Source organism: Polynucleobacter sp. MWH-UH2A (assembly GCF_018687195.1).
In the GTDB taxonomy this organism is placed as follows: Bacteria; Pseudomonadota; Gammaproteobacteria; order Burkholderiales; family Burkholderiaceae; genus Polynucleobacter.
Map to the genome: position 1 here is coordinate 477,719 of NZ_CP061321.1, position 26,103 is coordinate 503,821.

The following is a 26,103-nucleotide window of genomic DNA, read 5'->3' on the forward strand; positions in this document are numbered from 1 at the left end:
ATTTAGTAAAACAATAGTTCAGCCAAATGACTTCTAAGATTGGTCTAAAACACATTCATGCGATTGCTCCTTATGTTGGCGGCCGTCCCATTAGCGAAGTTGCGCGCGAATACGGTCTAGACGAAAACAAGATCGTGAAGTTGGCATCCAATGAAAATCCATTGGGAATGCCAAAGTCTGCGCAAGATGCCATGCTCAAAGCTGCAAGTGACTTAGGCCGTTATCCGGACTCCAATGGATTTGAGTTAAAGAATGTTTTATCTCCCTCCTTGGGTGTGCCATCAGATTGGATCACGCTGGGTAATGGTAGTAACGATATTTTGGAATTGGCTGCGCGCGCAGTTGCTCAGGCCGGTGATGAAGTCATTTTCTCGAAGCATGCATTCGCTGTTTATCCGCTTGCTACTCAGGCCGTTGGGGCAAAAGCAGTAGAGGTTGCGGCAACTCCAAGCTACGGACATGATTTGCCAGCGATGTTGGCCGCCGTTAAAGCTGCAGGTGACAAAGCAAAATTGGTTTTTGTAGCGAACCCCAACAATCCCACAGGAAGCTATCTCACTGCAAAAGAGATTGAAGACTTTTTAGTGGCGCTGCCATCGCATGTTGTAGTTGTGTTGGATGAGGCCTATAACGAATATCTCACGCCTGAACAGCGCTATGACGCAATTGCTTGGGTGAAGCGTTTCCCGAATATGATTTTGTCGCGCAGCTTTTCTAAGGCTTATGGCCTTGCAGGCTTGCGTATTGGCTATGGTGTTGCTCAACCCCATTTAACGGATTTATTAAATCGCATTCGTCAGCCATTTAATGTAAATAGTCTCGCGCAAGCGGCTGCGATTGCCGCTTTTCAGGACAAGGCTTTTTTGCAAAAAGGTTTTGAGCTCAATTGCGCTGGTTACGAGCAGTTGACCAAAGCATTTGATCAACTAGGCCTTCGTTATTTGCCATCAGCTGGTAATTTCGTGTTGGTTAAGGTGGGTGATGATGATCAAGCGGGAGCACGCATGAATTTAGCTCTACTCAAGCGCGGCATTATTGTTCGTCCAGTTGGTAACTATGGTTTGCCCCAGTGGTTGCGTATCTCAATTGGTTTGCCAGAAGAGAATGCAGCCTTTATTGATGCATTGAAAGCAATTTTGGCGGGCGAATGACCATCATTAATCCAGCTAGCAACTACGGCACCGTCACCATTGTGGGTGTTGGTCTTATTGGCGCATCGCTTGGCTTGGCTCTTAAAAAAGCAGGAGTGGTCACAAAGGTTTTGGGTGTTGGTCGCAGTAAAGAAAATTTAGATCAAGCGCAAAAAATGGGTGCGATTGATGGCGTAGTGGATTTGGTGGAAGCCACAAAGCAGTCTGATGTCATTGTGCTTTGTGTGCCTGTAGCGCAAATGCGAGCAGCCTTCGAGGTTATGGAGCCTCTTCTTGAGTCACGCACCATGATTACAGATGCCGGCAGCACTAAAGGCGATGTTATTTTGGCGGCCAAAGAAGTTTTGGGAAAGAAGGCTTGCCAGTTTATGCCTGCACATCCGATTGCTGGCGGTGCGCAACATGGGGCTAGTGCAGCTAAAGCAGATTTGTTCCAAGGAAAGCAAACCATCATTTGCCCCCTACAGGAAAACTCACCAGAAGACACTGCTTTAATCGCCGGATTCTGGGAGTCAGTTGGCTCGGTTGTGAAGAAAATTGGCGTTGTTCAGCATGACGCTATTTATGCCGCAGTCTCACATTTACCGCATATCTTGTCTTACGCTTTAATGGCTAGCGTAGTGAACTCTGAAGATGCAGAGCAGAAGTTAGATCATGTGGGCGCAGGATTTAAGGATTTCACACGCATTGCCGCTTCTAGCCCAGAGATGTGGCGAGATATTTGCCTTGGTAATCGCACTGCCATTCTGAAAGAGTTTGATCAGTACTTATTGATCGTCAATCATATGCGTAAATTGATTGCGGAAAATGATGGTGCCGGCTTAGAGAAGTTATTCAACAAGGCAAGTAAAGCGCGCCAAGATTTGGATGCAACTGAATGAGTGGTATGCCTGATATTCGCATTGGCCCATTCAAGCGAGCGCAAGGCTCAATTGTGTTGCCCGGATCGAAGAGTATTTCTAATCGTGCGCTATTGCTTGCGGCACTTTCCTCTGGAACAACTACGCTCAAGAATCTGTTGGATGCCGATGACACTCAAGTGATGCGTAATGCACTGCGCCAGTTAGGCTTAACGGTGATAGATCAAGCAAATCATGTTTGCGTAGTGGAGGGTTGTGGTGGGAAATTTCCTGTGCAAGATGCAGATCTCTTTATGGGCAATGCAGGCACCGCTATTCGACCATTGACCGCTGCTTTGGCAATGCAGGGTGGGAACTATCGCCTATCAGGTATCGCGCGTATGCATGAAAGACCGATTCGGGATTTGGTTGATGGCTTGCGTCAGGTTGGCGCCAAGATTGAATATGAATTACAAGAAGGTTACCCACCTATCAAAATCTTAGCTTCACCGATTCATATTCAGGATGTAGTTAAAGTACGCGGCGATGTATCGAGCCAATTCTTGACCGCATTGCTCATGGCTTTGCCTTTGGTTGCAACTGAGCCAGTGCGAATTGAAGTAGTGGGCGAATTGATTTCAAGACCTTATATTGATATCACCTTGAAATTGATGGCTAGATTTGGCGTTAATGTTGCTTGTCCTGATCAGCAATCATTCGTTATCCCAGCAAAAACATCGGATGCAGTTTATAAGAGCCCAGGTCAGCTATCTGTTGAAGGGGATGCTTCTTCTGCGTCATATTTCTTGGCACTTGGCGCTATTGGTACTGGCCCTGTCAAAGTATTGGGTGTCGGTAAAGACAGTATTCAGGGGGATGTGGCATTTGCTGATGCGCTCGCGCTGATGGGTGCCCAGATTACTGCTGGTGAGGGCTGGATAGAAGTGGCTGGCGTAAGAAATGCCAGCGGCAAACTCAATGGCATTACTTTAGATTGCACTGAAATTCCAGACGCTGCAATGACTTTAGCAGTTGCTGCATTATTTGCTGATGGACCAACTCGTTTAAATAATATTGCGAGCTGGCGTGTGAAGGAAACTGATCGTATTGCAGCGATGGCGAAAGAGTTAAAAAAAGTTGGCGCAATCGTTGAGGAAGGTGCTGACTACATTGTGGTCCAGGCGCCAGCATCATTCAGTGATTGGAAATCTCCAAGCGAGGGTATTGACACATACGATGACCATCGCATGGCAATGTGTTTCTCATTAGCTGCCTTTGGGCCTAATGCTCTGAAAATTAATGATCCGAACTGCGTGGCAAAAACTTTCCCGACGTATTTCACAGAATTTGCGACGGTAGTAGCGTAATCCTATGAGTCAGTTTCCAGTCATTGCGATTGATGGACCTACCGCCTCCGGAAAAGGTACGGTTGCTTCTTTGGTGGCTCAGAAGCTGGGCTTTCACTATCTGGATAGCGGAGCTTTGTATCGCTTAGTAGCTTTGGCGAGCGAAAAACAAGGAATTGATGCCAAAAATGGCCCTGAATTAGGCCTTTTGGTTCCTAAGTTACTGATTTCATTCAAAAATAATCAAGTTTTCTTGAATAATGAGGGTGTGACTGAGGCTATTCGAGCAGAAAACATCGGCTTGAGAGCGTCTGCGGTGGCAGTTCACCCAGAGGTACGGACTGCCTTGGTGGGCTTGCAGCGCAGTTTTCGGCAATCCCCTGGCTTGGTGGCCGATGGTCGCGATATGGCTAGTGTCATATTTCCAGATGCAATTTTGAAGGTTTTCCTCACCGCAACAGCCGCTGCAAGAGCTGAGCGTCGCTATAAGCAATTGATAGCTAAGGGAATTTCTGCTAAACTAGAGGACTTGCTGCATGATTTGCAGGAGCGTGATGCCAGAGATAGCAGTAGAGGCACTGCCCCCTTGTTAGTCGCAGACGGTGCAAAAGTGCTCGAAACATCAGATTTATCGATAGATCAAGCAGTTAAGTCAGTCTTGGATTGGTATCAATCTGCGATTGCTTAACTCAGTTTTGTAGGCAGTACGTAGTGAGCTGTAGTTGTAAGTAGTAGTTTTGGCGTCTTAAGAAACTCCACAACGCGATTATTTCATTAGCGTGTTTCTTTAAGGCTTTTTTAACCTAACCCGTCAGGCCTTCTGGCGGCACAAAGTGAATATACATGTCTGAATCATTTGCAGAACTATTTGAAGAATCATTAACCCGATCGAATATGAAGACCGGCCAAGTTATTTCGGCTGAAGTTCTTCGCATCGACCATAACTTCGTCGTTGTTAACGCTGGCTTAAAGTCTGAAGCGTTTATTCCTGTTGAAGAATTCCATAACGACGCTGGCGAGATTGAAGTAGCTCCTGGCGATTTCGTTTCTGTTGCTATTGACGCTCTTGAGAACGGCTATGGCGACACCATCCTCTCCCGTGACAAAGCGAAGCGCTTGGCATCATGGTTGAATTTGGAAAAAGCTCTCGAGCAAGCTGAAATCGTTACTGGTACTGTTACCGGTAAGGTTAAGGGCGGCTTGACAGTAATGGTGAACGGTATCCGCGCATTCTTGCCTGGATCACTCGTTGATACACGTCCAATCAAAGACACCAGCCCTTACGAAGGTAAGACGATGGAGTTTAAGGTTATCAAGCTCGACCGTAAACGTAATAACGTTGTGTTGTCACGTCGTGCAGTGGTTGAAGCTAGCCAAGGTGAAGAGCGTGCTAAGTTGATGTCTAACTTGAAAGAAGGCGCAGTGGTTACTGGCCTCGTTAAGAACATCACTGATTACGGCGCATTCGTTGACCTCGGTGGTATCGATGGCCTCTTGCACATTACCGATTTGGCATGGCGTCGTGTGCGTCACCCAAGCGAGATGTTGACTGTTGGTCAAGAAGTAACTGCGAAGATCTTGAAGTTTGATCAAGAGAAGAATCGCGTTTCACTCGGCGTGAAGCAGCTTGGTGATGATCCATGGGTTGGTATCGCTCGTCGTTACCCACCAAACACCCGTTTATTCGGCAAAGTAACCAACCTGACTGATTACGGCGCATTCGTTGAAATCGAAAGCGGTATCGAAGGTTTGGTACACGTTTCTGAAATGGATTGGACCAACAAGAACGTTGCTCCAAGCAAGGCTACTGCATTAGGAACCGAAGTTGAAGTGATGGTTCTGGATATTGATGAAGACAAGCGTCGTATTAGCTTGGGCATCAAGCAGTGCAAAGCAAATCCATGGGAAGAGTTTGCACGTTCACAGCAAAAAGGCGACAAGCTTTCTGGCGCAATCAAGTCTATTACAGACTTCGGCGTGTTCATTGGCTTGCCTGGCGGTATCGATGGCTTAGTTCACCTCTCAGACCTCTCATGGAATGAGCCAGGCGAAGAGGCTGTTAAGAAATACAAAAAAGGTGATGAAGTTGAAGCCACTGTTTTGGCAATCGATGTTGAGAAAGAGCGTATCTCTCTCGGTATCAAGCAATTGTCTGGTGACCCATTCAATAACTACACCTCAGTGAATGACAAGGGCGCGATGGTTACTGGCACTGTTAAGAGTGTTGATGCCAAAGGTGCAACCATTCATTTGGCTGATGAAGTTGAAGCTTACTTGCGTGCTTCTGAGATCTCAACAGATCGCGTTGAAGATGCACGCAATGTATTGAAAGAAGGCGATAGCGTAACTGCCATGATCATCAATATTGATCGTAAGTCACGCGTGATCAACCTTTCAATCAAAGCAAAAGACAGCTCTGATCAACAAGATGCAATGAGCAAGCTCCAAGGTGATGCGCAGTCTGGCACAACCAATTTGGGCGCTTTGTTAAAAGCAAAATTGGACAATCAAGGCTAAATCAATATCGCTGCTTTCCATGAGGAGGGCGGCGATTTTTTATTGATAGATCATGACAGATCAAGAGCAACAAGCAATTACCCGCTCCGAACTAGTGGAGAGCTTAGCGGAACAGTTCCCGCAGCTATTACCTAGGGATGTGGAGTTGGCGGTAAAAACATTGTTGGACACAATGACTCAAGCCTTGGCAGAAGGTAAGCGTATTGAGTTGCGTGGCGTGGGAAGTTTTGTACTTCATCATCGTCCTGCGCGAACCGGTCGCAATCCGAAGTCTGGTGAGAAGGTATTGATTCCAGAAAAACGTGTACCGCACTTTAAGCCTGGCAAAGAGTTGCGTGAGCGAGTAGATTACAAGCCCTTGAAACAGGCGAGCCCTAAAGAGGGTACTGGTGCCTAGTATTCAGGCTCAACCTCAGTGGTCCATTCGGACCATTTTTTTATTGAAATTCTGCACGGCATGATTCAGATCGCGACATCTTGGTTATTGTTGCTACCAGTCATGTTTGGCATTGGCTGGTTAGCTTCGCGCTGGGACTTGCGATTGGAGAATCGCATGGATGAGCGTGAGCGTATGCGTCAACAGCGCTCCACCTTTAAAGGCCTAAGCCTTTTGTTAAATGAGCAACCAGATCAAGCTATTGAGACCTTGGTCAAGATTGCGCAGTTAGATCCCGAAACTGTTGAGCTGCATTTTTCCTTAGGAAATTTATTCCGTCGTCGCGGTGAAACCGAGCGTGCGATTCGAGTGCATCAACACTTAGCCAATCGTGATGACTTAAAGCCGCGCGATCGAGATCATGCAGCTTATGAATTAGGCCGTGATTTTTTGCGTGCTGGTTTATTGGACCGCGCGGAGGCCTCCTTAAACCGTGTGGGGGATGGCAAGTATGCTGTCCCAGCAAAAGAGAGTTTGCTGGAGATGTACCAGGTAGAGCGTGATTGGAAAAAAGCCATCATTGCTGCTTCTGAGCTCGAAGGCCTTCAAGGTAAATCACATCGCATTGAAATTGCCCAGTTCCATTGCGAGCTAGCCCAAGATGCGCTACGCCGTAAAGATTTACATGAAGCCGAGCAATCTATTCAGCGTGCTTTGCAGGCGGTTCCCAATCACGCGCGCGGACTGATTTTGCAAGGCGATTATTTAATGGCGATGGAGCGTCCTGCTCAGGCGATTGAGGCATGGAGTGTAGTGGCTGATTCCCATCCCGCTTATATGCACCTATTGGCGGATCGTTGGATGCTGGCTCATACCGCCTTAGGCAAAGAGTCTGAGGGCTTAGATCGACTTTGCGCACTCTTGAATACTCAGGCTACTGGCGAGTTGTTGGATATTGTGCATAAGCAAGTTATGAAGATTCGTGGCCCAGAAGCTGCTAATACGATGTTGTCTGAGGTAATGCAACATTCGCCCAGCTTGAGTGCCTTATCAAAGCTTGCTGAAACGCGCGTTGCATTAGAGGAAGGCAATGCCAACCCAGAAAGACTTTCGGAGTTGCAGTCAATTCTGAATCTTTTGCGTCAGCGTACTACTAGTTTGGCCCGTTATACCTGTGGTAATTGTGGTTTCCGTGCTCGCCGATTCTATTGGCAGTGCCCTGGTTGTAATCATTGGGAGGCATACTCTCCAAGACGCTCAGAGGGGGTCGCACCAAGTGGCCCTTCAATGTAATTGAATTAAAGAAATAAGAGGCGAAATGAAAGTTACGATCGTTGGAAGTGGTTATGTAGGTTTGGTTACAGGCGCCTGTCTTGCCGAGCAGGGCAACAATGTCTTTTGTTTGGATTTGGATCCAAAGAAGATTGAGATTCTCAATTCTGGTGGTGTGCCTATTTATGAGCCTGGCCTCAAAGAAATGATTGAGCGTAATCGTGCAGCGGGCAGATTGCAGTTCTCTACCGATGTTGCCGCTTCAGTAGCGCATGGCGATATTCAATTTATTGCGGTTGGCACTCCGCCTGATGAAGATGGCTCTGCCGATCTGCAATATGTGGTTGCAGCAGCGCGCAATATTGGGCGCAATATGACCACACCAAAAGTCATCGTTGATAAATCTACCGTCCCTGTAGGAACTGCGGATAAGGTGTCGGCTGCTATCACTGAGGAGCTAGAGAAGCGTAGTTTATCTGCTGATCTATGTTCAGTAGTTTCTAATCCGGAGTTCTTAAAAGAGGGCGCTGCGGTTGAGGACTTTATGCGCCCAGACCGTATTGTGATTGGCACAGAAAATACACCAGCTGGTTTGCGCGCTAAAGAGCAGATGCGTAAACTCTATGCGCCATTTAATCGGCATCATGAACGTACTTACTACATGGATGTGAAGAGTGCGGAGTTAACCAAGTACGCTGCTAATGCGATGTTGGCCACCCGTATTTCTTTTATGAATGAGTTGGCCAACTTAGCAGACCTGGTGGGCGCCGATATTGAAGCAGTACGTCAAGGTATTGGCTCGGATTCGCGGATTGGTTTTGGTTTCTTGTATCCAGGTACCGGTTATGGTGGCTCATGTTTCCCGAAAGACGTATCAGCGCTATCCAAGACTGCTAAAGAGCATGGCAGAGAACTGAAGATTCTAGGTGCCGTTGATGCGGTAAACGAGATTCAGAAATATGTCTTGGTAGAAAAGATTGAAAAGCGTTTCGGCAAAGATCTTTCTAATATGAAATTTGCATTGTGGGGTTTAGCCTTTAAGCCAAATACCGACGATATGCGTGAAGCTCCCAGCCGCGTGATTATTGCTGAATTAGTCAAGCGTGGTGCAACGATCGTTGCCCATGATCCGGTAGCAATGCCTGAGGCAAAGCATGCCTTAGAACAAGATTTTCAGAGCAACCCTCAAGGGCTGAAAAATGTTTCTATGGTTGATAACCCCATGAATGCCCTTGATGGTGCGGATGCATTGATTATTGTCACTGAGTGGAAGGCATTCCGTAGCCCTGATTTTGATGTGGTTCTGCAAAAATTGACACGCCCCATCGTGTTCGATGGACGCAATCTCTACGAGCCACACGCCATGCAAGAGTTGGGTATTGAATACCACGGCATTGGGCGACATAATTAAACAAGTCATTAGTAGAAAATACGATTCATATGGAAAAAGCCAACCGCGAACAATTCTCTAAGGCACGCCTGCTGGTGGTAGGGGATGTCATGCTGGATCGCTACTGGTTTGGCGATACCAATCGCATCTCTCCAGAAGCGCCTGTGCCGGTAGTTCAAGTTGGCAAAATTGATGAGCGCTTAGGTGGCGCTGCAAACGTGGCGCGTAATGTGGCAGCTCTTGGCGCACAGACGACTATTCTGGGGATTGTGGGTCAGGATGAACCTGGCGAACGCGTGATGAATTTACTGAAGTCTGGTGGTGTTGATAGTCAGCTCGAGATTGATGCGCAAGTTCCCACGATTGTGAAATTGCGCGTGATTGCGCGTCAACAACAATTGATTCGTCTGGACTTTGAAGAGGCTCCTACTGAAAAAGCCCTTGCGCATAAATTAGAGCGCTTTGAAAAATTAGTTGGCTCTGCTGATGTCGTCATTCTGTCGGACTACGGCAAGGGTGCTTTGGGTCAAGTTGCTCATATGATCGAACAGGCAAGGGCGCAAAACAAAATGATCTTGGTTGATCCTAAAGGCGAAGACTATGAGAAGTATCGTGGTGCTTCTGTTTTAACGCCAAATCGCAGCGAGCTGCGTCAAGTGGTTGGTCAGTGGACTAGCGAAGCAGATCTAACCAAGAGGGCGCAGGATCTCCGCAAGTCTCTCAATCTTCAAGCATTGCTACTGACACGCTCTGAAGAGGGAATGAGTTTATATACCGAGGCAGGTGTAAGTCATGTCAAAGCACAAGCCAGAGAGGTATTTGATGTATCTGGTGCTGGTGATACAGTGATTGCTACTTTGGCAGTTGCCCTAGCAGCAGGATGGCCATTAGAGCGAGCGATGGCGTTGGCAAATCGTGCCGGTGGAATCGTGGTTGGTAAGTTGGGTACTGCTACCGTTACTTCAGAGGAATTACAGTGACTATTATCGTAACTGGCGCCGCAGGATTTATTGGGGCGAATATTGTTCAGGCCTTAAATGCGCGTGGCGAAAAAAATATTATTGCTGTTGATGATTTACGCCCAGCTGATAAATATCGTAATTTAGCTGATCTCGACATCATTGATTATCTTGATAAAGATGAATTTTTAGAGGCTTTTAGAAGTGGTCGTTTTGGCAAAGTAAAAGCAGTGTTTCATGAGGGTGCTTGCTCCGATACCATGGAGACCGACGGCATTTTCATGATGGCGAACAACTACCGCTACACCATGGATTTGCTTGATATCTGCACTGCTCAAAAAGTTCAGCTCCTGTATGCATCCTCTGCTGCTACTTATGGTGGTTCAGACGTCTTTGTTGAGAGCCGGGTGCATGAGAAACCATTGAATATTTATGGCTACTCAAAATTCTTGTTTGATCAGGTAATGCGTAAGCGTTTTGCCGAAAATGCAAATACTGCGCAAGTGGTGGGCTTCCGTTATTTCAATGTATATGGTCCACGCGAATCACATAAAGGTCGCATGGCATCGGTAGCGTTTCATCAATACCATCAGTACAAGGTTAATGGTCATGTAAAGCTGTTTGGTGAATATGGGGGCTATGGTCCAGGCGAGCAAAGTCGCGACTTTGTATCGGTTGAAGATGTGGTCAAAGTGAATTTATTTTTCTTGGACCACCCAGAGATTAGCGGTATCTTTAATTTAGGCAGTGGTCGTGCGCAACCATTTAATGATGTTGCTCATGCAGTAGCCAACGCAATGCGCAAGCTGGATAAAGCGAAGCCAGCAAGCCTACAAGAGTTGGTAAAAGAAAAAGCCATTGAATACATTCCTTTTCCGGATGCGCTCAAAGGAAAATACCAGTGCTTTACGCAAGCTGATTTAACAAAATTGCGTGCAGCTGGATATACAGAGCCCTTCCTCAATGTTGAGCAGGGCGTCAGTCGCTATATCGAGTGGTTAGAGGCAAATTCTGATTTCTTGGCTAACCCACTGTAAGCCAGTCAACAAGATCCATACATCTTCGTTGTAAATGTTCTACGCGCACTAAGTGCCCGTGGATTTTTTATTTATCTCTGGAGAATGTATGAAAAATTTCAATTTTGGAAGTGCCAAAAATGTGATGAGATCCGCCTTGGTCTCAGCAGTACTCTCAATGTCTGCATTGGGTTTGGGCACAGCAAACGCTTCACCTATTAATGTCAATACTGCTTCCCAATCGGAATTAGAGAGTATTAAAGGTATTGGGCCATCAAAAGCAAAAACCATTATTGCGGAGCGTCAAGATGGTGGTCATTTTCAGGACGCCAATGATTTGCAAAAGAGGGTGCGTGGCATTGGCATGCGATCGGTTGAAAAAATGGTGGATAACGGATTAACCATTGAGGCACCAAGCTCTTTTCGGGAGCCTAATGGTCGCACGCAAAAAGAAGGTGGAGCCTCTAGCCGGCGTCATTCGCGTCATCAGACTAATGGGCGTAATTCATCGGAGCGTGCAGCGCCACATCGCAGAAATTAGGCCCTTTCGCGTTTAGGTGTGCTTACGGCTAAAATCAGCATATGAGCAGACCTTCTTACCTAACCATTTCACAAACAGTAGGCAATACGCCTCTGGTGCGCTTACAGCGTATTCCGGGATTGGAAAATGACAATCGCAATAATGTCATTCTGGGTAAGTTAGAGGGCAACAATCCAGCCGGGTCGGTTAAGGACCGACCTGCGCTGTCGATGATCATGCGCGCGCAAGAGCGTGGCGAAATCAAACCTGGCGACACTCTAATTGAGGCAACAAGTGGAAACACGGGTATTGCCTTGGCAATGACTGCCGCCATGTTGGGCTACAAAATGATTTTGGTGATGCCGGAAAATCAAAGCATTGAGCGTCGGCAAAGTATGGCTGCCTATGGTGCAGAATTAATTTTGACTGCAGCCTCTGGTGGCATGGAGTTTGCAAGAGACTATGCATTGCAACTGCAGCGTGAGGGTCGCGGTAGATTGCTGGATCAGTTTGCTAATCCCGATAATCCACGGGCGCATATTGAGACTACGGGCCCTGAGATCTGGCGTGATACCGATGGTCAAATCACACACTTTGTTTCAGCGATGGGTACTACCGGCACGATCACTGGGGTATCAACTTATCTGAAGTCCATGAATCCCAATATTCAGATTATTGGCGCTCAACCTGAAGAGGGTTCGCAAATACCGGGTATTCGTAAATGGGCCCCAGAATATCTACCAAAGATTTATCAAGGCGAGCGTGTTGATCGTATTGAATATGTAACGCAAGCGGATGCTGAAGATATGGCAAGACGTTTAGCGGTAGAAGAGGGTATCTTCTGCGGTATCTCTGCAGGTGGTGCCTTGGTGGTTGCTTTGCGCATTGCCCGCCAAGTTGAAAATGCCACCATCGTATTTATTGTGTGCGATCGCGGCGATCGTTACTTATCTACGGGTGTTTTCCCGGCCTAAGATAATAGCTGTAAGCATTCATTAATTTATTTTGATTTTTTCTTAGGGCTAGATTTTTTATTCTTGCTTTTAGGTTTATCGGAAGCATCCTTAGAACTACTTGTTTTCTGTGATGGCTCTGCGGGTACTGCACTTTGGTTTTTGTAACCTAAAGCTTCTGCAAACTCCGCAACGCTTTGAGCGTAGAAATAACTACGGTTGTATTGCACGATCGTCAGAAAGTTATTTAAGCCAACAAAGTATTGGGCTTGATCTGAGCCATCTTTACCTGGGTAAGGTAGATCAATAATGAGTCCTTTGCTTTGGGGCTCCACTCCACCACGTTGCAAATCTCCCTGCTGTGGACTGAGAATTCCTTTTTGAATTAACTCGGCAACAGTATGTTTCAGTTGTGGTTCGCCATCGGCCAATTCCTTGGCAGCATTCAGGCCACTTTCTTGCACAGGGAAGGAGATGGGCATACCTGTTTGCCAGCCATGTTTTTTCATGAAGTTGGCAACGCTGGCAATAGCATCTTTGGGGCTTTGTTTTAGATCAATACGGCCATCACCATCACCATCGACTGCAAAACTCCGAATGCTACTAGGCATGAACTGAGGCAAGCCAATAGCACCCGCGTAGGAGCTGTTCTGGTTTAGGCAGCTATTGAAGCGACCCTGACTGATTCCTTGTGCGCTATTTTTGGCCGGTAACTGACCGCCTGCTTCGGTCCAGCACAGCAAGATTAGCTCCTGTAGTTGATCTTTAAATAATTGTTCGCGAGCTGGTTTGTTTGGGGTGTCTGGATAACTAAAGGCTAGGGTCGATAAAACGTCTTTCACCCGAAAATTGCCGGTTTGGCGGCCGTAAATCGTCTCAATACCAATAATGGCTGCAATCACTTCAGCTGGCACCCCATAATTTTGCTCAACTTGGCCTAAAAAGGCTTGGTTTTCCTCTAAAAAGGCCCTTCCAGCCTTTAGGCGGACAGGTTCAATGAAACGCTTGCGGTAAGCCAACCAGTTCTTTTTGAAGGTTCCCGATGGGGGTAATACCAATTTTCGTATGGAGGGAATCGTTTTAGCATCTAAGAAGCCCATTTCTAGGGTCTGAATGGGGATTTCCTGGGTTTGGGATACCTGATTCAGTAAGGCATTCAGGCTTTGGCTGTAGCGCGCTTCGGTGTTCGCATCATCCGCTTGGATTACGATGTTTTGCTGGCTATTGCTTTGTTGTGTGGGTGTGCTTGAACAGGCCCCGAGAGCAAGCAAGAGCAGTAGGGAGTAGATGCGCAAGTGGGAATTTGGGGGCATGGGATTGAACGAGTTGAGCAATAAATTAAGCAATATTAATTAGATTATAAAAATTACAGATTTACGATTAAGGATTTAGGTAAATGACCACAGGATACATAACTCATCCCGATTTTCTGAAACATGAGATGGGCAGTCATCATCCGGAATGTCCAGAGCGTATTCAGGCAATTAATGATCAGATGATCCGTAGCGGTATTGACCGCTTTCTTCACCACCTTGATGCACCTCTTGCTAGTGAAGACCAGCTCGAGTTGGTTCATAGTCCGGATCACATTGCTTTTGTGAAAGAGCAGGCGCCGCAGAGTGGATATGCGATGCTAGATGGCGACACCATTATGAATCCGCATACTTGGCAAACTTCTTTGCGTGCAGTGGGTGCCGCCATCGCTGGAGTAGATGCAGTCATGAAAGGCGAGGTAGAGAACGTATTTTGCGCTGTAAGACCTCCAGGCCATCATGCGGAGCCGACGCGTTCAATGGGTTTTTGTCTGTTTGATAACGTTGCGATTGCTGCGCGTTATGCAATGGAGACTTATGGAATTGAGCGTGTAGCTATTATTGACTTTGATGTGCATCACGGCAATGGCACAGAAGCAGCATTCTTTAATGATCCTAGTGTGTTGATGTGCAGCTTCTTTCAGCATCCGTTCTACCCCTATAGCGGTCTTGATCACGCGAATAATATGGTCAATGTACCTTTGCCGGCCGCTACTCGCGGTGATGTTGTGCGCTCCATTGTTGAGGAAAAGTGGCTTCCAGCCCTGCATAATTTCGAGCCCCAGCTCATCATTATTTCAGCGGGCTTTGATGCGCATCGCGAAGATGATCTAGGTCAAATGGGATTGGTAGAAGATGACTATGTATGGATTACGAAGCGTTTAAAAGAAATCGCACATCAATACGCGGACAATCGTATCGTCAGCTGCTTAGAGGGGGGCTACAACTTATCTGCTTTAGGTCGCAGTGTTGTGGCTCACGTAAAAGCTTTAGCCGATATTTAATAGAACAAATTCAACTGTTATTGAAAGTAAAAGATGGCCAATATTTATGAACAGGGTCTAGAGCGTAATTCAGCGAATTACACCCCAATTACTCCACTTCTATTTTTAGAGAGATCGGCTGAGATCTACCCTAAAAAAGTAGCCATCGTGCATGGCAAGTTACGGCAGACTTGGGCGCAAACCTATGATCGTTGCCGTCGTTTAGCAAGCGCACTCCAAAAGCATGGTGTTGGTCTTGGGGATACTGTCGCTGTGATGCTCCCCAACACACCCCCTATGGTGGAAGCACACTTCGGTATTCCAATGGCGGGCGCAGTATTAAATGCCCTCAATACCCGTTTAGACCCAGAATCCGTTGCCTTCATGTTGAATCACGGCGAGGCTAAGGTTGTGATCGTCGATCCAGAATTTTCTGGTGTGATGAAAAAAGCACTGGAGATGGCTAAGAAAGACAGCGGCCGCGAGTTCTTGGTAATCGATGTAGAGGAAGAAGAATTTGATGTGCCTGGTGAGAAGCTAGGTAAATTAACTTATGAGCAATTGCTGGCCGAAGGTGATCCACAATTTGCATGGCAAGTTCCTGCAGATGAATGGCAGGCGATTTGCTTAAATTACACCTCTGGTACTACAGGCAATCCCAAGGGGGTGGTCTATCACCACCGTGGTGCAGCGATTAATGCTGTATCGAATGTCTTGGATTGGGACATCAATAAGCATCCGGTGTATTTGTGGACTTTGCCGATGTTCCATTGCAATGGTTGGTGTTTCCCGTGGACGATTGCTGCACGCGCAGGCATTAATATTTGTTTACGTCGTGTTGATGCGCAACATATTTTTGCAGCCATTAAAGAGCATGGTGTGACTCACTATTGCGCAGCGCCCATCGTGCATAACTTGTTAGTCAATGCACCAGACGAGTTAAAAGCAGGCGTTCCTGCTGGCGTGAAAGGCCTGATTGCGGGCGCAGCGCCCCCCGCATCCATTATTGAAGGTATGGAAAAGTTAGGATTCGATTTAACCCATGTGTATGGTTTAACTGAGGTGTATGGTCCTGCTGCAGTTTGTGTGAAGCAAGATGAGTGGGATGATATGGATATCGGTGAGCGTGCTCGCTTGAATGCACGTCAAGGTGTGCGATATCACATGCAACAAGCGATTGATGTATTAGATCCGGAAACGATGAAGCCTGTTCCTGCTGATGGTGAGACCATGGGCGAGATTATGTTTAAGGGCAACATCGCTATGAAGGGCTACCTTAAGAATGAAAAAGCCACTAAAGAAGCGTTTGAAGGTGGCTGGTTCCATTCGGGTGACTTAGCAGTGAAGAACCCGGATGGTTACGTCAAAATTAAAGATCGTAGTAAAGACATCATTATTTCTGGTGGAGAGAATATCTCCTCGATTGAGGTGGAGGATGTTCTTTATCGTCATCCAGCGGTAATCGCTGCGGCGGTCGTGGCCAAACCGGATCCCAAATGGGGCGAGACCCCATGTGCATTCTTGGAGATAAAGCCGGGTATAGAGGTAACGCCTGCTGACATCATTGCCCACTGCAAGCAACATTTAGCTGGCTTTAAGGTTCCCAAGGCGATTGTGTTTGGGGAGTTGCCAAAGACTTCAACCGGGAAAATTCAGAAATTTGAGTTGCGTAAGCAAGCAGGTTCAGCCGCTGCTATCGATGTCTAATTTTGGATGATGGGGGCGTTAAAATAAGGATTACCCTCATTTTTAAGTAAATATTCTGTTTGGTTTAGTTAGTAGTCATTAAGGATTGTGAATTCAGATGAAAATCTTAGTAGCTGTAAAGCGTGTAGTGGATTACAACGTCAAGGTACGTGTGAAGTCCGATAACTCAGGTGTTGATATTGCCAACGTCAAAATGAGTATGAACCCTTTTGACGAAATTGCGGTTGAAGAGGCGGTACGTCTCAAAGAGGCGGGTGTGGCAACTGAGGTTGTCGTGGTATCTGCAGGCGTTACGCAGTGTCAAGAAACCCTCCGTACTGCTTTGGCCATTGGTGCTGATCGCGCTATTTTGGTGGAAACGGATGCAGAGTTACAGCCTTTAGCAGTGGCAAAGATTCTCAAAGCGCTCTCTGAAAAAGAGCAGGCTCAAATCATCATTCTTGGCAAACAAGCAATTGATGACGATAGCAATCAAACTGGTCAAATGTTGGCAAGCCTCATGGATATTCCACAAGCGACTTTTGCTTCCAAAGTGGTTGTTGCTGATGGTAAAGCGACAGTGACTCGTGAAGTTGATGGCGGTCTAGAAACGATTGCCTTGTCATTGCCAGCAGTGGTTACGACCGACTTACGCTTAAATGAGCCACGTTATGTGACCTTACCGAACATCATGAAGGCCAAGAAAAAGACTATCGATACGATTACCCCAGAGAGCTTGGGTGTCGATATTGCTCCGCGCCTGAAAACCCTCAAAGTAGAAGAGCCACCTAAGCGTAGCGCTGGTGTCATGGTTGCCGCTGTGGCAGCTCTTGTAGACAAACTCAAAAATGAAGCGAAGGTGATTTAAATGGCCGCACTCGTTATTGCTGAACACGACAACCAATCTTTAAAGGCTGCGACCCTAAATGCTGTAGCGGCCGCACTGCAATGCTCCCCTGAGGTGGATATTTTGGTTGCCGGCAACCAATCTGATGCTGTTGCACAAGCTGCAGCGCAAATTGCTGGCGTACGTAAGGTGATTCAAATGGATGCCGCCAATCTAGCCGATCAATTGGCTGAGCCTTTAGCTGCGCAGATTCTCTCTATTGCCAACGGCTATAGTCATATCCTTGCTCCCGCAACTGCTAATGGTAAGAATGTCTTGCCACGCGTTGCGGCGAAGTTGGATGTTGCACAGTTATCTGACATTACTAAGGTAGTTTCACCAGACACGTTTGAGCGTCCAATCTATGCGGGTAACGCGATTGCGACTGTGCAAAGCGCAGACCCAATCAAAGTGATTACGGTGCGTACCACTGGCTTTGATCCTGTGGCTGCTAGTGGCGGATCGGCTGCTGTAGAAAAGGCTGCTGCTGCTGATTCAGCTGCCCAGTCTTCTTTTGTAGGTCGCGAACTCACTAAATCTGATCGCCCTGAGTTGACTGCTGCCAAGATCATTGTGTCTGGTGGTCGCGGCTTGGGTTCTGGTGAAAAGTATCAAGAGCTCATTGTGCCTTTGGCTGATAAGTTAGGTGCTGCATTAGGAGCATCACGTGCAGCGGTGGATGCTGGCTATGTGCCTAATGACTACCAGGTGGGTCAGACTGGCAAGATTGTTGCGCCTCAGTTATATGTCGCCGTTGGCATCTCTGGCGCTATTCAGCACTTAGCGGGCATGAAAGACTCCAAAGTGATTGTTGCCATCAATAAAGATCCAGAGGCACCAATCTTTGGTGTTGCAGATTATGGTCTGGTGGCTGATCTCTTTACTGCCGTGCCCGAACTGACAAAGGCGCTTTCGTAATTTCGTAACTGATTTGAATCGATAGGAGTTGTAATGCCATATGTAGCCCCTGTAAAAGATATGTTGTTTGTGATGAACGAATTGGCGGGGCTATCTGAAGTTGTGGCTTACCCATCCTATGCTGAAGCGGGTGCGGATGTTGATTTAGCCCCAGCGATTTTGGAAGAGTCTGCGAAATTTAATCAAGATGTTGTTGCGCCCCTTAATTGGCCGGGTGATCAAAACCCAAGTTCTTTGAAGGATGGCGTAGTCACTACTACTCCTGGTTTTAAGAATGCATTTGAGCAGTTCGCTGCAGCAGGTTGGCAGGGTGTAGTGCACCCTGCCGAATTTGGCGGTCAAGGCTTGCCAAAACTGATTGCAACAGCTTGCTTTGAAATGGTCCATTCAGCTAGCTTATCGTTTGCCTTGTGTCCCATGTTGACTGATGGTGCGATTGAAGCTTTGTTGACCGCGGCTAGCCCTGAGCTTCAAGAACGTTATGTTCCTAATATGATCTCGGGCGAGTGGACTGGCTCTATGTGCTTGACAGAGCCACAAGCGGGTTCGGATTTATCGATGGTGCGTGCGCGTGCCGTTCCTGAAGGGGATGGCACTTTTAAGATTTTTGGCACTAAGATCTTTATCACCTATGGTGAGCACGATATGGCCAAGAATATTGTTCACTTGGTCTTGGCGAGAACGCCAGATGCTCCTGAAGGTGTGAAGGGGATTTCGTTATTTGTGGTTCCCAAGTTTTTAGTCAATGCAGACGGATCATTGGGCGAGCGCAATGATGTGCATTGCGTTTCGATTGAGCATAAGTTAGGTATTAAAGCCAGCCCTACAGCAGTATTGCAATTTGGTGATCATGGCGGCGCCATTGGTTATCTAGTTGGTGAAGAGAATCGTGGTCTGGAATACATGTTTGTCATGATGAACGCTGCCCGTTTTGCTGTCGGTATGCAGGGTATTGCGGTGGCTGAACGCGCTTATCAAAAGGCGGTGCAATACGCTAAAGATCGCGTACAAAGCCGTGATTTAGCAGGATCAGCTGGCCCAGTGGCGATTATTCATCAGCCTGATGTGAAGCGGATGTTGATGACGATGCGTGCCTATACTGAAGCAGCTCGCGCATTAGCGTATTACGCCGCAGCTGCTTATGATGCGCAACATGCTGCGCCTGATGAAGCGGCACGCAAGTCAAATCAAGCCTTGTATGAATTCTTGGTGCCGATTGTGAAGGGTTTCTCAACCGAGATGTCGATTGAGGTCGCAAGCTTGGGTGTTCAGGTGCATGGAGGGATGGGCTTTATTGAGGAGACTGGTGCTGCACAACACTATCGTGATGCGCGCATCTTGACAATTTACGAAGGCACGACTGCGATTCAGGCAAATGATTTGATTGGGCGTAAGACTGTGCGCGATGGTGGTACTACTGCCAAGGCATTCTCTGAAAAAATTGCTGAAACTGAAAAAGAGTTGGTTGCTAGTGGTAGCGCAGATGCGAAAGCGGCACAGAAGCAGTTAGCGGCTGGTCGAGCTGCATTTGACGAGGCGGTTGCTTACATCCTGGCGAATGCAAAAACCAATACCAAAGCCGTATATGCAGGAAGCTGTGCTTATTTGCGTTTAGCGGGCTTGGTTTTGGGTGGCTGGCAAATGGCTCGTGGCTTGCTTGCTGCAGAGTGTTTGCGTGATAGCGACCCCGCTTTCTACAACACTAAGATCGCTACTGCTCGTTTCTTTATGGAGAACTTATTGCCTCAAGCTCAGGGCTTGGCAACATCTATTGTTGAAGGTGGATATTCTGCTAACGCTTTAGAGGTAGAGCAGTTCTAATCTGAAAATTTAGCAAGCAATGCAAAAGCTATCCGCAATTATTGGGATAGCTTTTTTGCTTCATAGATTTGAGAAATAAAGAATTGCTCAAATGCGATGGCTAAGAACGTCATCATGATGCCAGCGCCAAACACAAGCGAAAATATAACCGTCAAGACCACTAGCCATCCAGACTGACTACGTTCATGCTCAGCAATGCCGGGGTTAAATTGCGCATCCCACTTTTCATCAGGACGCAAACCAAAAGTGATGGTAGTTAGCCAGCTAGCTTCTAAGGCAATGAATCCAAAGGTGAGTAGTACCCAGCCTGGAGCAGAATGAAAGTGCGCATCCTTCAGCAAGCTCCAGCCAATGATTCCGCCAAAGGTTGCCAGCAATTGTGACCAGCCCCAAAATGATTTAATACCGAGCAAATAAAAACAATTAAAGCCGCTGCCAGGAAAAAATAATCCGAGCGCGCAAAAAATAAGTTTGGATTTTTTCATAGGAATTTGCTCTTCAATCGTTTCGATTATTTATTGGTGGACTGGCGTTGCGTAAAACTTAAGACTTCGCGATCATTGCCAATCATGAGCAATTGGTCGCCATTACGAATGATGCTGCGATAGTCGTTGAGTTGATACAGAAAATCATTCTCTAATTCCATGCGTTGAGGAGCGCAAGCCATCTTAGTGCTGGCAATTTTGCTCAAGCTAAATCCACGTGAATCCTCATCAAGCTCCGCTGTAAATCGATTGCACCCGGTGGATCCGCTGACACGTTGCCCATTTGCATCAAAAGCGATTTGAATGGGATTGCTTGCTTCTCCTTGGGGTATTTGACGGGCTCGCACCTCACCTTTGCTATTTGGGGGTAGATTCCAGCGAGTGAGCTCCCAGCGGGTGTTGCGTAGTTCACTGCTGGGAGGGCTGATTTTGGCGCCACAAGGCGGAATCACATTGGCGCAGCCCACCATCAACCCAATTCCGAAGAGGAAAAAAGCCAGAAATAGCCTTCTGGGGGCTGGAATAGTGGGGTGCGAATAAGGTGTTTTCTTGGGCATATTTATGTAAGTTATTGTTTTATATCAGAAATTTAATCTAATTTTGCTTCTATTCTAATCTTGTGGGCGCTTAAATAGGTGGAAGAAGTAGGGGTTTTCGTCTAGAATATGAGGTTTTCCGCATCACCGTACATTTGTTGGTGAGCTGAAGCCCAAGATTTTTGAATAAATTTCATTGGGTTGTAATCAACCAGTTTTCATTATTAGATTTTAAGGAATAAGTATGGTCGTCATTCGACTGGCACGTGGTGGCTCTAAGAAGCGCCCTTTTTACAGCATCGTTGCTACTGATAAGCGCAACCGTCGTGACTCGAACTTTATCGAGCGTATTGGTTATTTCAATCCAAACGCTGCAGAATCTGAGCAAGCAATGCGCATCGCTCAAGATCGTTTGACTTACTGGACTGGCGTTGGTGCACAAGTTTCTCCAACAGTAGTTCGTTTAATCAAAAACAATCCTGCTGCTTAATATTTCTTTACTAAAAACTTCATCATCCTGGTGAAGTTTTTAGTGATGCATTGGATTCGTAGTTTTATTTTAGGAACGCAGGTGGCTTTCAAATGAGTACACCTTCCCTAAATGATTTAATAGAACTTGGCGCTATCTCTGAGGCGCAAGGTTTACGAGGGCAAGTGAAGGTTAGACCTCACTCAGCAGATCCCGTAGCTCTCCTTTCTTCAAAAACTGTTTGGCTCTCATTGATCTCGCATAGCGATTCTGGGGTTAATGCCACCTTAACCGAATACAAAGTAAATGTTGCCAAGATGCATAGCGGCAATGTGGTGATGGCATTAGATGGGGTGAATGATCGTGATCAGGCTTTAGCTTTAAAAGGCGCGCGTATTTTGCTTGCACGTGATGCATTTCCAAAAACAGAAAAAGATGATTACTACTGGGTTGACCTCATTGGCTGTCATGCAATGAATTTGCAAAAAGAATCTCTTGGTGATGTACTTGATGTGACTGAAAATGGCGCCCATGGTGTTATCGCCATTGGTGATCTTGCTAAGAAAGAAGTTCGGTATCTCGTGCCTTTTGTAAAAGAGGTAGTGCAAAGCGTAGACTTACCTAACAAGGTAATCACGCTTGATTGGCAGTTAGATTGGCAATAACTCTGCAGAACTCAATATGCGCTTTGATGTAGTGACCCTCTTTCCAGAAATGTTCTCCGCACTAACGCAGTGGGGGGTTACTGGGCGCGCATGTGAACAATCTTTGGCAAGCGTGCATTTATGGAATCCAAGGGATTTTTGTTCGGATACTCGTAAGACTGTGGATGATCGCGCTTATGGTGGTGGTCCAGGCATGGTCATGATGGTCAAACCCTTGGAAGATACGGTTGCTGGAATTCGGGCGGCTCATGCTGCTGAAGGTGTAAAAAGTGGCCCAATTTGTCTTTTGGCACCCCAGGGTGAGAGGTTTTCTCAGAAGATAGCGACAGATATCCTCAATTACGGCAATTTAAGCTTTATTTGTGGTCGATATGAGGCTGTAGACCAGCGATTTATCGACCGAAATGTGGATTTACAGCTCTCAATAGGCGATTTTGTGCTTTCTGGGGGTGAAATTCCAGCAATGGCCATCATGGATGCTGTCATCCGCCTAATCCCTGGCGCCCTTGGGGATGGCGAATCAGCGGTCCAGGATAGCTTTATGAACGGCCTTTTGGACTATCCGCACTACACCAGACCCGAGATTTATGAAAATTTATCGGTACCAGACGTGCTTTTAGGCGGACATCACGCTAAAATAGCGGATTGGCGTCGGCAGAAGTCTTTAGAGCTGACGTTAAGGCTAAGGCCAGATTTAATTGAATCTGCCAGAGCCAATGGGTTGCTAACCCGAGAAGATGAACAATTTCTTCGCACTTTGTGAATAAGTAGTTTTGTTTTTGGTTTAGTGAAATAGTTTTAACTGCATCCTCTGTTAAGTCCGTCAATTTCGATTGCGGGAAAAAACGTTAACAAGATGTTTAAGGATTAATAATGAATTTGATCGCAAAAATTGAGCAAGAAGAAATTGCTCGCTTAAGTGCTAATAAAACTCTGCCAAGCTTTGCGCCTGGCGATACAGTAGTTGTTAGCGTAAACGTTGTTGAAGGTACACGTAAGCGTACCCAGGCCTTTGAAGGCGTTGTGATTGCAAAGCGTAATCGCGGACTCAATTCAAGCTTTATCGTGCGTAAGATTTCTTCTGGTGAAGGCGTTGAGCGTACATTCCAAACATACTCACCATTGATCGCTAGCGTTGAAGTAAAACGTCGCGGTGATGTGCGTCGTGCGAAGTTGTACTACTTGCGCGATCGCTCTGGTAAGTCTGCACGTATTAAAGAGAAGCTCCAAGCTCGTAACAAGCCAGAGGCTGCTCCAGCCGCTGAGTAATTGCTGCTTCGAAGCTCATAAAAGGCGGCCTCGGTCGCCTTTTTTGTTGCCTTAGAATAGAGTCATGTCAAAAACATCCACTCCTGAAGTAGACGCAATCAATGTTGCTGCGCCTCCAGGTTTTGATGCGCAGGCGATTCCGATTCATCAGGTTTGTGCCGATCAAATGAAAGTTGCGCCAGCACTTTTGGAGCCGCATGCTTTAAAAGCAAGATTACAGTCGCCCCCACAGTGGGAACCTGAAATTACCGATGAGAATCGCCATGTCATTGCTGCCGATATCATTGCACGTCGTCAGGCTGCTGGTAAGGTGACTCGTGCAGCAGTATTAATTCCTTTGTTATTGAAAGAGGACGGCTTATCTGTTTTGTTGACGCAAAGAACAAATCACTTGCGTGATCATGCTGGGCAAATTAGTTTTCCTGGCGGTCGTATGGACCCGGAAGATCAAAGTCCGAATGACACCGCTTTAAGAGAGAGTCATGAGGAGATTGGATTAGATCCTAGGCGCGTTGAGATTATTGGCCAATTACCAGAGTATTTGACGGTATCTGGCTATAGCGTTACACCAGTAGTCGGATTGGTGCAGCCTCAGGCAGAATACGTCTTAGATGCGTTTGAAGTGGCGGATGTATTTGAAGTTCCGCTACGGTTTTTGTTGGATCCTGCCAACCATCAAGTTAGACTATGGGAAAGCGAGCAGGGTGGACGCCGTTTTTATTCAATGCCTTATGAGAACCGCTTTATTTGGGGTGCTACTGCGGGAATGTTACGTAACCTATATCATTTATTAAAAGTATGACTTTCTTTTCTATTCTCTTCGCCCTGATTGCTGAGCAATATCGCCCAGTGACTTCTCAGCACTGGATTGTGCGTATGAGCACACGCTGGTTGGATTGGGTAGCGAAAGAATTCGGTGGCAAAACTGAAGAAGGTGCTAGTCCAGTTGGCGCGCGCATGGCATGTTTAGTTGCTTTCATACTGCCCACCTTTTTAGTATTCATTGTGTATGTCGTTTGTATGGTGACATATCCAATCCTTGGGTTTTTGTGGAACGTTGCGATCGCCTATTTATTTTTTGGCTTTCGTCAATTTAGCCATTCCTTTACCTTGGTGCATGAGGCGATTGAAGCACATGACTTACCAGCAGCGCGCGCTGCTTTAGGTGAATGGTATGGTCCCGAACTCGACACTTCTGATCTCACTGAAACTGAAGTGATTTCATTAGCGCTTGAGCGCGCCATCATTGGTTCCCATCATCATGTGTTTGGTGTGTTGTTCTGGTTCATGATGCCAATGGGTCCAGCAGGCGTTGTGTTATATCGCTTGGCCGACATTGCCGCACAGCGCTGGTCTGAGCGTGGTGATTACAACCTCAGCGAATCTGCGCGCCATTTCTTCTATGTCATTGATTGGATTCCATCGCGTATTACTGCAATGGGTTTTGCTATCGTGGGCAATTTCGAGGGCGCTGTGTATGCATGGCGCTATCTCACACAGAAGTGGTCTGATTCTTTATCAGCAGTAATCTTAGCCGCAGGTAGTGGTGCACTTGGAGTGCGTTTAGGTGAGCCATTGAGTGAGCCAGATAGTGATGAAGCTTTGCGTATGGCTGAGGCTGGTGAGCCTTTGGTGTATGAAGTAGGTCTAGAGCCTACGGAAAGAACGATGCGCTCAGCAGTGGGATTAGTGTGGCGCCTAGTTATCGCTTGGATGGCTTTGTTGCTAATGCTGACCATCGCTCTTTGGCTTGGCTAATTCCCTGAATTTGTATATCGGCAGTCTTTGAGTCCGATCGTAGTTGTCTAAATAGCGCCAGTCTTTCTGGCGCTATTTCATTTCGGTCTACTGCATCACGTACGGCGCAGTCAGGCTCTGATTGATGAGCGCAATTATGAAAGCGGCATTTACCCAGCAGGTCTTTAAATTCCCTAAAAGCATGCTGCAACTCGCTCACTGACATATGAGCCAGACCAAATTCCTGAAATCCTGGTGAGTCGATAAGAGCGCCTAATTTACCGTTGGCGCCTCTTCCCCAGGATTCTGGTAATTCAAAATAGCGACAAGCAGTGGTAGTGTGTTTTCCAGTATCTAGGCGAACTGAATATTCTTGTGTCAACGCGGCCGCGTTAGGTACCCAAGCATTGAGAAGGCTGGATTTCCCCATGCCAGATTGCCCAACAAACACGGATACTTTTCCTTGTAATATCGGACGGAGAGCGTCAATCGAAGCGGGATCAAATTTTGCGGATACTTCGCTGACTGGGTAGCCCATACGTGCATAAGGTGCAATGATCTTGCGGGCATTTTCTAATTGATCTTTAAGGTCGCACTTATTGAGCAGAATATGGAGGTCAATCTGATTGGCTTCAGCTGCGACAACTGCTCTACCCAATAGGTCGGGAGAGAAAGCAGGTTGGGTTGCCAGCACCACTAAGATTTGATCAACATTGGAAGCGATGATTTTGCTTTTGAAGGCATCTGAGCGATACAAAATATTTTGGCGTGGCTCGATTTCAATAATCCGTGCTTGATCTGCAGAGGTCATTTCAAGCAACATTCGATCCCCTACCGCGCCGATATGTTGCTTTGCGGGTGTGCTGACCTGAATCAGTGGACCACTTGGAGATTCATTGCCTGTGGCATCACTCACCAAGCGCTGCGCTAAATAATGTCTCCCATAGGAGGCAGTAAGTAGCGCGTGAAATTGATCCATGTGTAAATAATAATTAA

Annotated in this window: 27 protein-coding genes; 23 read left to right on the plus strand and 4 right to left on the minus strand. The window is 46.8% G+C overall.

The genetic code is table 11. The features are described 5' to 3' along the window. Window positions 1–26 precede the first annotated feature (26 nt). The 12 genes from hisC to cysM all read left to right on the plus strand — a co-directional run bounded on the left by hisC (window position 27) and on the right by cysM (window position 12,360). The gene (gene hisC, locus IC571_RS02565; RefSeq protein WP_215317274.1) at window positions 27–1,151 is read left to right on the plus strand and encodes a histidinol-phosphate transaminase; all 1,125 of its coding nucleotides are present in this window, start codon (window positions 27–29) and stop codon (window positions 1,149–1,151) included. Beyond that, window positions 1,148–2,032, plus strand: a complete 885-nt coding sequence (locus IC571_RS02570; RefSeq protein WP_215317275.1) for a prephenate dehydrogenase/arogenate dehydrogenase family protein — start codon at window positions 1,148–1,150, stop codon at window positions 2,030–2,032. Before hisC ends, IC571_RS02570 begins: the two co-directional genes overlap by 4 nt. Window positions 2,033–2,037: 5 nt before the next feature. Continuing rightward, the gene (gene aroA / locus IC571_RS02575; protein WP_215317787.1) at window positions 2,038–3,357 is read left to right on the plus strand and encodes a 3-phosphoshikimate 1-carboxyvinyltransferase; all 1,320 of its coding nucleotides are present in this window, start codon (window positions 2,038–2,040) and stop codon (window positions 3,355–3,357) included. Window positions 3,358–3,361: 4 nt separating this feature from the next. Beyond that, window positions 3,362–4,024, plus strand: coding sequence for a (d)CMP kinase (gene cmk / locus IC571_RS02580; RefSeq protein WP_215317276.1), 663 nt, complete (start codon window positions 3,362–3,364; stop codon window positions 4,022–4,024). 155 nt (window positions 4,025–4,179) lie between these two features. Beyond that, entirely contained in the window at window positions 4,180–5,853 is a 1,674-nt protein-coding gene (gene rpsA / locus IC571_RS02585) for a 30S ribosomal protein S1 (protein WP_215317277.1), read from the plus strand. Window positions 5,854–5,905: 52 nt separating this feature from the next. Next, on the plus strand, window positions 5,906–6,250 hold the full coding sequence (locus tag IC571_RS02590) for an integration host factor subunit beta (RefSeq protein ID WP_173955239.1): 345 nt from the start codon (window positions 5,906–5,908) through the stop codon (window positions 6,248–6,250). A gap of 60 nt (window positions 6,251–6,310) precedes the next feature. Beyond that, entirely contained in the window at window positions 6,311–7,522 is a 1,212-nt protein-coding gene (lapB, locus tag IC571_RS02595; RefSeq protein WP_215317788.1) for a lipopolysaccharide assembly protein LapB, read from the plus strand. Between the two features lie 25 nt (window positions 7,523–7,547). Next, window positions 7,548–8,912, plus strand: coding sequence for a UDP-glucose/GDP-mannose dehydrogenase family protein (locus IC571_RS02600; protein WP_215317278.1), 1,365 nt, complete (start codon window positions 7,548–7,550; stop codon window positions 8,910–8,912). Window positions 8,913–8,941: 29 nt separating this feature from the next. Further along, on the plus strand, window positions 8,942–9,871 hold the full coding sequence (gene rfaE1, locus IC571_RS02605; protein WP_215317279.1) for a D-glycero-beta-D-manno-heptose-7-phosphate kinase: 930 nt from the start codon (window positions 8,942–8,944) through the stop codon (window positions 9,869–9,871). After that, window positions 9,868–10,887 carry an ADP-glyceromanno-heptose 6-epimerase gene (gene rfaD, locus IC571_RS02610; RefSeq protein ID WP_215317280.1) on the plus strand — a complete coding sequence of 340 codons (1,020 nt, stop codon included), beginning with the start codon at window positions 9,868–9,870 and terminating at the stop codon, window positions 10,885–10,887. The genes rfaE1 and rfaD overlap by 4 nt, the downstream gene beginning before the upstream one ends. 88 nt (window positions 10,888–10,975) lie before the next feature. Further along, the gene (locus IC571_RS02615; protein ID WP_215317281.1) at window positions 10,976–11,407 is read left to right on the plus strand and encodes a helix-hairpin-helix domain-containing protein; all 432 of its coding nucleotides are present in this window, start codon (window positions 10,976–10,978) and stop codon (window positions 11,405–11,407) included. A gap of 41 nt (window positions 11,408–11,448) precedes the next feature. After that, a complete protein-coding gene (gene cysM, locus IC571_RS02620; RefSeq protein ID WP_215317282.1) occupies window positions 11,449–12,360 on the plus strand; it encodes a cysteine synthase CysM in 912 nt (303 codons plus the stop codon). A gap of 26 nt (window positions 12,361–12,386) precedes the next feature. On the opposite strand, the gene IC571_RS02625 is transcribed toward cysM, so the two are convergent. Further along, the gene (locus tag IC571_RS02625; RefSeq protein ID WP_215317283.1) at window positions 12,387–13,652 is read right to left on the minus strand and encodes a lytic transglycosylase domain-containing protein; all 1,266 of its coding nucleotides are present in this window, start codon (window positions 13,650–13,652) and stop codon (window positions 12,387–12,389) included. Window positions 13,653–13,735: 83 nt separating this feature from the next. On the opposite strand from IC571_RS02625, the gene IC571_RS02630 reads away from it, so the two are divergent. The 5 genes from IC571_RS02630 to IC571_RS02650 all read left to right on the plus strand — a co-directional run bounded on the left by IC571_RS02630 (window position 13,736) and on the right by IC571_RS02650 (window position 19,946). Continuing rightward, window positions 13,736–14,656 (plus strand): histone deacetylase family protein, encoded by a 921-nt coding sequence (locus IC571_RS02630; RefSeq protein WP_215317284.1) that lies wholly within the window; start codon window positions 13,736–13,738, stop codon window positions 14,654–14,656. Window positions 14,657–14,689: 33 nt separating this feature from the next. After that, window positions 14,690–16,342, plus strand: a complete 1,653-nt coding sequence (locus tag IC571_RS02635) for an acyl-CoA synthetase (protein WP_215317285.1) — start codon at window positions 14,690–14,692, stop codon at window positions 16,340–16,342. Window positions 16,343–16,439: 97 nt separating this feature from the next. After that, a complete protein-coding gene (locus IC571_RS02640; protein ID WP_215317286.1) occupies window positions 16,440–17,189 on the plus strand; it encodes an electron transfer flavoprotein subunit beta/FixA family protein in 750 nt (249 codons plus the stop codon). Then, window positions 17,190–18,125 (plus strand): electron transfer flavoprotein subunit alpha/FixB family protein, encoded by a 936-nt coding sequence (locus tag IC571_RS02645; RefSeq protein WP_215317287.1) that lies wholly within the window; start codon window positions 17,190–17,192, stop codon window positions 18,123–18,125. Between the two features lie 33 nt (window positions 18,126–18,158). Next, a complete protein-coding gene (locus IC571_RS02650) occupies window positions 18,159–19,946 on the plus strand; it encodes an acyl-CoA dehydrogenase (RefSeq protein WP_215317288.1) in 1,788 nt (595 codons plus the stop codon). 38 nt (window positions 19,947–19,984) lie between these two features. Here the strand turns inward: IC571_RS02650 and IC571_RS02655 are convergent, their stop codons facing one another. Together IC571_RS02655 and IC571_RS02660 are read right to left on the minus strand one after the other, a co-directional pair. After that, window positions 19,985–20,431, minus strand: coding sequence for a hypothetical protein (locus tag IC571_RS02655; RefSeq protein WP_215317289.1), 447 nt, complete (start codon window positions 20,429–20,431; stop codon window positions 19,985–19,987). 26 nt (window positions 20,432–20,457) lie between these two features. Beyond that, window positions 20,458–20,988 (minus strand): META domain-containing protein, encoded by a 531-nt coding sequence (locus IC571_RS02660; RefSeq protein WP_215317290.1) that lies wholly within the window; start codon window positions 20,986–20,988, stop codon window positions 20,458–20,460. A 223-nt stretch (window positions 20,989–21,211) separates the two neighbouring features. On the opposite strand from IC571_RS02660, the gene rpsP reads away from it, so the two are divergent. The 6 genes from rpsP (at window position 21,212) to IC571_RS02690 (ending at window position 25,128) form a co-directional block, all read left to right on the plus strand. Beyond that, window positions 21,212–21,457: a 30S ribosomal protein S16 gene (gene rpsP, locus IC571_RS02665; RefSeq protein ID WP_173955254.1), complete on the plus strand. Its 246-nt coding sequence runs from the start codon at window positions 21,212–21,214 to the stop codon at window positions 21,455–21,457. A 92-nt stretch (window positions 21,458–21,549) separates the two neighbouring features. Further along, on the plus strand, window positions 21,550–22,101 hold the full coding sequence (rimM, locus tag IC571_RS02670; RefSeq protein WP_215317291.1) for a ribosome maturation factor RimM: 552 nt from the start codon (window positions 21,550–21,552) through the stop codon (window positions 22,099–22,101). 16 nt (window positions 22,102–22,117) lie between these two features. Beyond that, window positions 22,118–22,864 (plus strand): tRNA (guanosine(37)-N1)-methyltransferase TrmD, encoded by a 747-nt coding sequence (gene trmD / locus IC571_RS02675; RefSeq protein ID WP_215317292.1) that lies wholly within the window; start codon window positions 22,118–22,120, stop codon window positions 22,862–22,864. A gap of 110 nt (window positions 22,865–22,974) precedes the next feature. Then, window positions 22,975–23,370 carry a 50S ribosomal protein L19 gene (gene rplS / locus IC571_RS02680; protein ID WP_215317293.1) on the plus strand — a complete coding sequence of 132 codons (396 nt, stop codon included), beginning with the start codon at window positions 22,975–22,977 and terminating at the stop codon, window positions 23,368–23,370. A gap of 64 nt (window positions 23,371–23,434) precedes the next feature. Further along, entirely contained in the window at window positions 23,435–24,172 is a 738-nt protein-coding gene (locus IC571_RS02685; protein ID WP_215317294.1) for a CoA pyrophosphatase, read from the plus strand. Continuing rightward, entirely contained in the window at window positions 24,169–25,128 is a 960-nt protein-coding gene (locus IC571_RS02690) for a CobD/CbiB family protein (protein ID WP_173955259.1), read from the plus strand. Before IC571_RS02685 ends, IC571_RS02690 begins: the two co-directional genes overlap by 4 nt. On the opposite strand, the gene rsgA is transcribed toward IC571_RS02690, so the two are convergent. After that, on the minus strand, window positions 25,073–26,086 hold the full coding sequence (rsgA, locus tag IC571_RS02695) for a ribosome small subunit-dependent GTPase A (protein ID WP_215317295.1): 1,014 nt from the start codon (window positions 26,084–26,086) through the stop codon (window positions 25,073–25,075). The two genes, IC571_RS02690 and rsgA, sit on opposite strands and share 56 nt — an antisense overlap. Window positions 26,087–26,103: the final 17 nt, after the last annotated feature.

What these genes read in the sequence shown, in the direction of transcription:
- hisC (WP_215317274.1), top strand. Translation starts at nt 27, where the DNA reads ATGACTTCTAAGATTGGTCTAAAACACATTCATGCGATTGCTCCTTAT.
- IC571_RS02570 (WP_215317275.1), top strand. Translation starts at nt 1,148, where the DNA reads ATGACCATCATTAATCCAGCTAGCAACTACGGCACCGTCACCATTGTG.
- aroA (WP_215317787.1), top strand. Translation starts at nt 2,038, where the DNA reads ATGCCTGATATTCGCATTGGCCCATTCAAGCGAGCGCAAGGCTCAATT.
- cmk (WP_215317276.1), top strand. Translation starts at nt 3,362, where the DNA reads ATGAGTCAGTTTCCAGTCATTGCGATTGATGGACCTACCGCCTCCGGA.
- rpsA (WP_215317277.1), top strand. Translation starts at nt 4,180, where the DNA reads ATGTCTGAATCATTTGCAGAACTATTTGAAGAATCATTAACCCGATCG.
- IC571_RS02590 (WP_173955239.1), top strand. Translation starts at nt 5,906, where the DNA reads ATGACAGATCAAGAGCAACAAGCAATTACCCGCTCCGAACTAGTGGAG.
- lapB (WP_215317788.1), top strand. Translation starts at nt 6,311, where the DNA reads ATGATTCAGATCGCGACATCTTGGTTATTGTTGCTACCAGTCATGTTT.
- IC571_RS02600 (WP_215317278.1), top strand. Translation starts at nt 7,548, where the DNA reads ATGAAAGTTACGATCGTTGGAAGTGGTTATGTAGGTTTGGTTACAGGC.
- rfaE1 (WP_215317279.1), top strand. Translation starts at nt 8,942, where the DNA reads ATGGAAAAAGCCAACCGCGAACAATTCTCTAAGGCACGCCTGCTGGTG.
- IC571_RS02615 (WP_215317281.1), top strand. Translation starts at nt 10,976, where the DNA reads ATGAAAAATTTCAATTTTGGAAGTGCCAAAAATGTGATGAGATCCGCC.
- cysM (WP_215317282.1), top strand. Translation starts at nt 11,449, where the DNA reads ATGAGCAGACCTTCTTACCTAACCATTTCACAAACAGTAGGCAATACG.
- IC571_RS02625 (WP_215317283.1), bottom strand. Translation starts at nt 13,652, where the DNA reads ATGCCCCCAAATTCCCACTTGCGCATCTACTCCCTACTGCTCTTGCTT.
- IC571_RS02630 (WP_215317284.1), top strand. Translation starts at nt 13,736, where the DNA reads ATGACCACAGGATACATAACTCATCCCGATTTTCTGAAACATGAGATG.
- IC571_RS02635 (WP_215317285.1), top strand. Translation starts at nt 14,690, where the DNA reads ATGGCCAATATTTATGAACAGGGTCTAGAGCGTAATTCAGCGAATTAC.
- IC571_RS02640 (WP_215317286.1), top strand. Translation starts at nt 16,440, where the DNA reads ATGAAAATCTTAGTAGCTGTAAAGCGTGTAGTGGATTACAACGTCAAG.
- IC571_RS02645 (WP_215317287.1), top strand. Translation starts at nt 17,190, where the DNA reads ATGGCCGCACTCGTTATTGCTGAACACGACAACCAATCTTTAAAGGCT.
- IC571_RS02650 (WP_215317288.1), top strand. Translation starts at nt 18,159, where the DNA reads ATGCCATATGTAGCCCCTGTAAAAGATATGTTGTTTGTGATGAACGAA.
- IC571_RS02655 (WP_215317289.1), bottom strand. Translation starts at nt 20,431, where the DNA reads ATGAAAAAATCCAAACTTATTTTTTGCGCGCTCGGATTATTTTTTCCT.
- IC571_RS02660 (WP_215317290.1), bottom strand. Translation starts at nt 20,988, where the DNA reads ATGCCCAAGAAAACACCTTATTCGCACCCCACTATTCCAGCCCCCAGA.
- rpsP (WP_173955254.1), top strand. Translation starts at nt 21,212, where the DNA reads ATGGTCGTCATTCGACTGGCACGTGGTGGCTCTAAGAAGCGCCCTTTT.
- rimM (WP_215317291.1), top strand. Translation starts at nt 21,550, where the DNA reads ATGAGTACACCTTCCCTAAATGATTTAATAGAACTTGGCGCTATCTCT.
- trmD (WP_215317292.1), top strand. Translation starts at nt 22,118, where the DNA reads ATGCGCTTTGATGTAGTGACCCTCTTTCCAGAAATGTTCTCCGCACTA.
- rplS (WP_215317293.1), top strand. Translation starts at nt 22,975, where the DNA reads ATGAATTTGATCGCAAAAATTGAGCAAGAAGAAATTGCTCGCTTAAGT.
- IC571_RS02685 (WP_215317294.1), top strand. Translation starts at nt 23,435, where the DNA reads ATGTCAAAAACATCCACTCCTGAAGTAGACGCAATCAATGTTGCTGCG.
- IC571_RS02690 (WP_173955259.1), top strand. Translation starts at nt 24,169, where the DNA reads ATGACTTTCTTTTCTATTCTCTTCGCCCTGATTGCTGAGCAATATCGC.
- rsgA (WP_215317295.1), bottom strand. Translation starts at nt 26,086, where the DNA reads ATGGATCAATTTCACGCGCTACTTACTGCCTCCTATGGGAGACATTAT.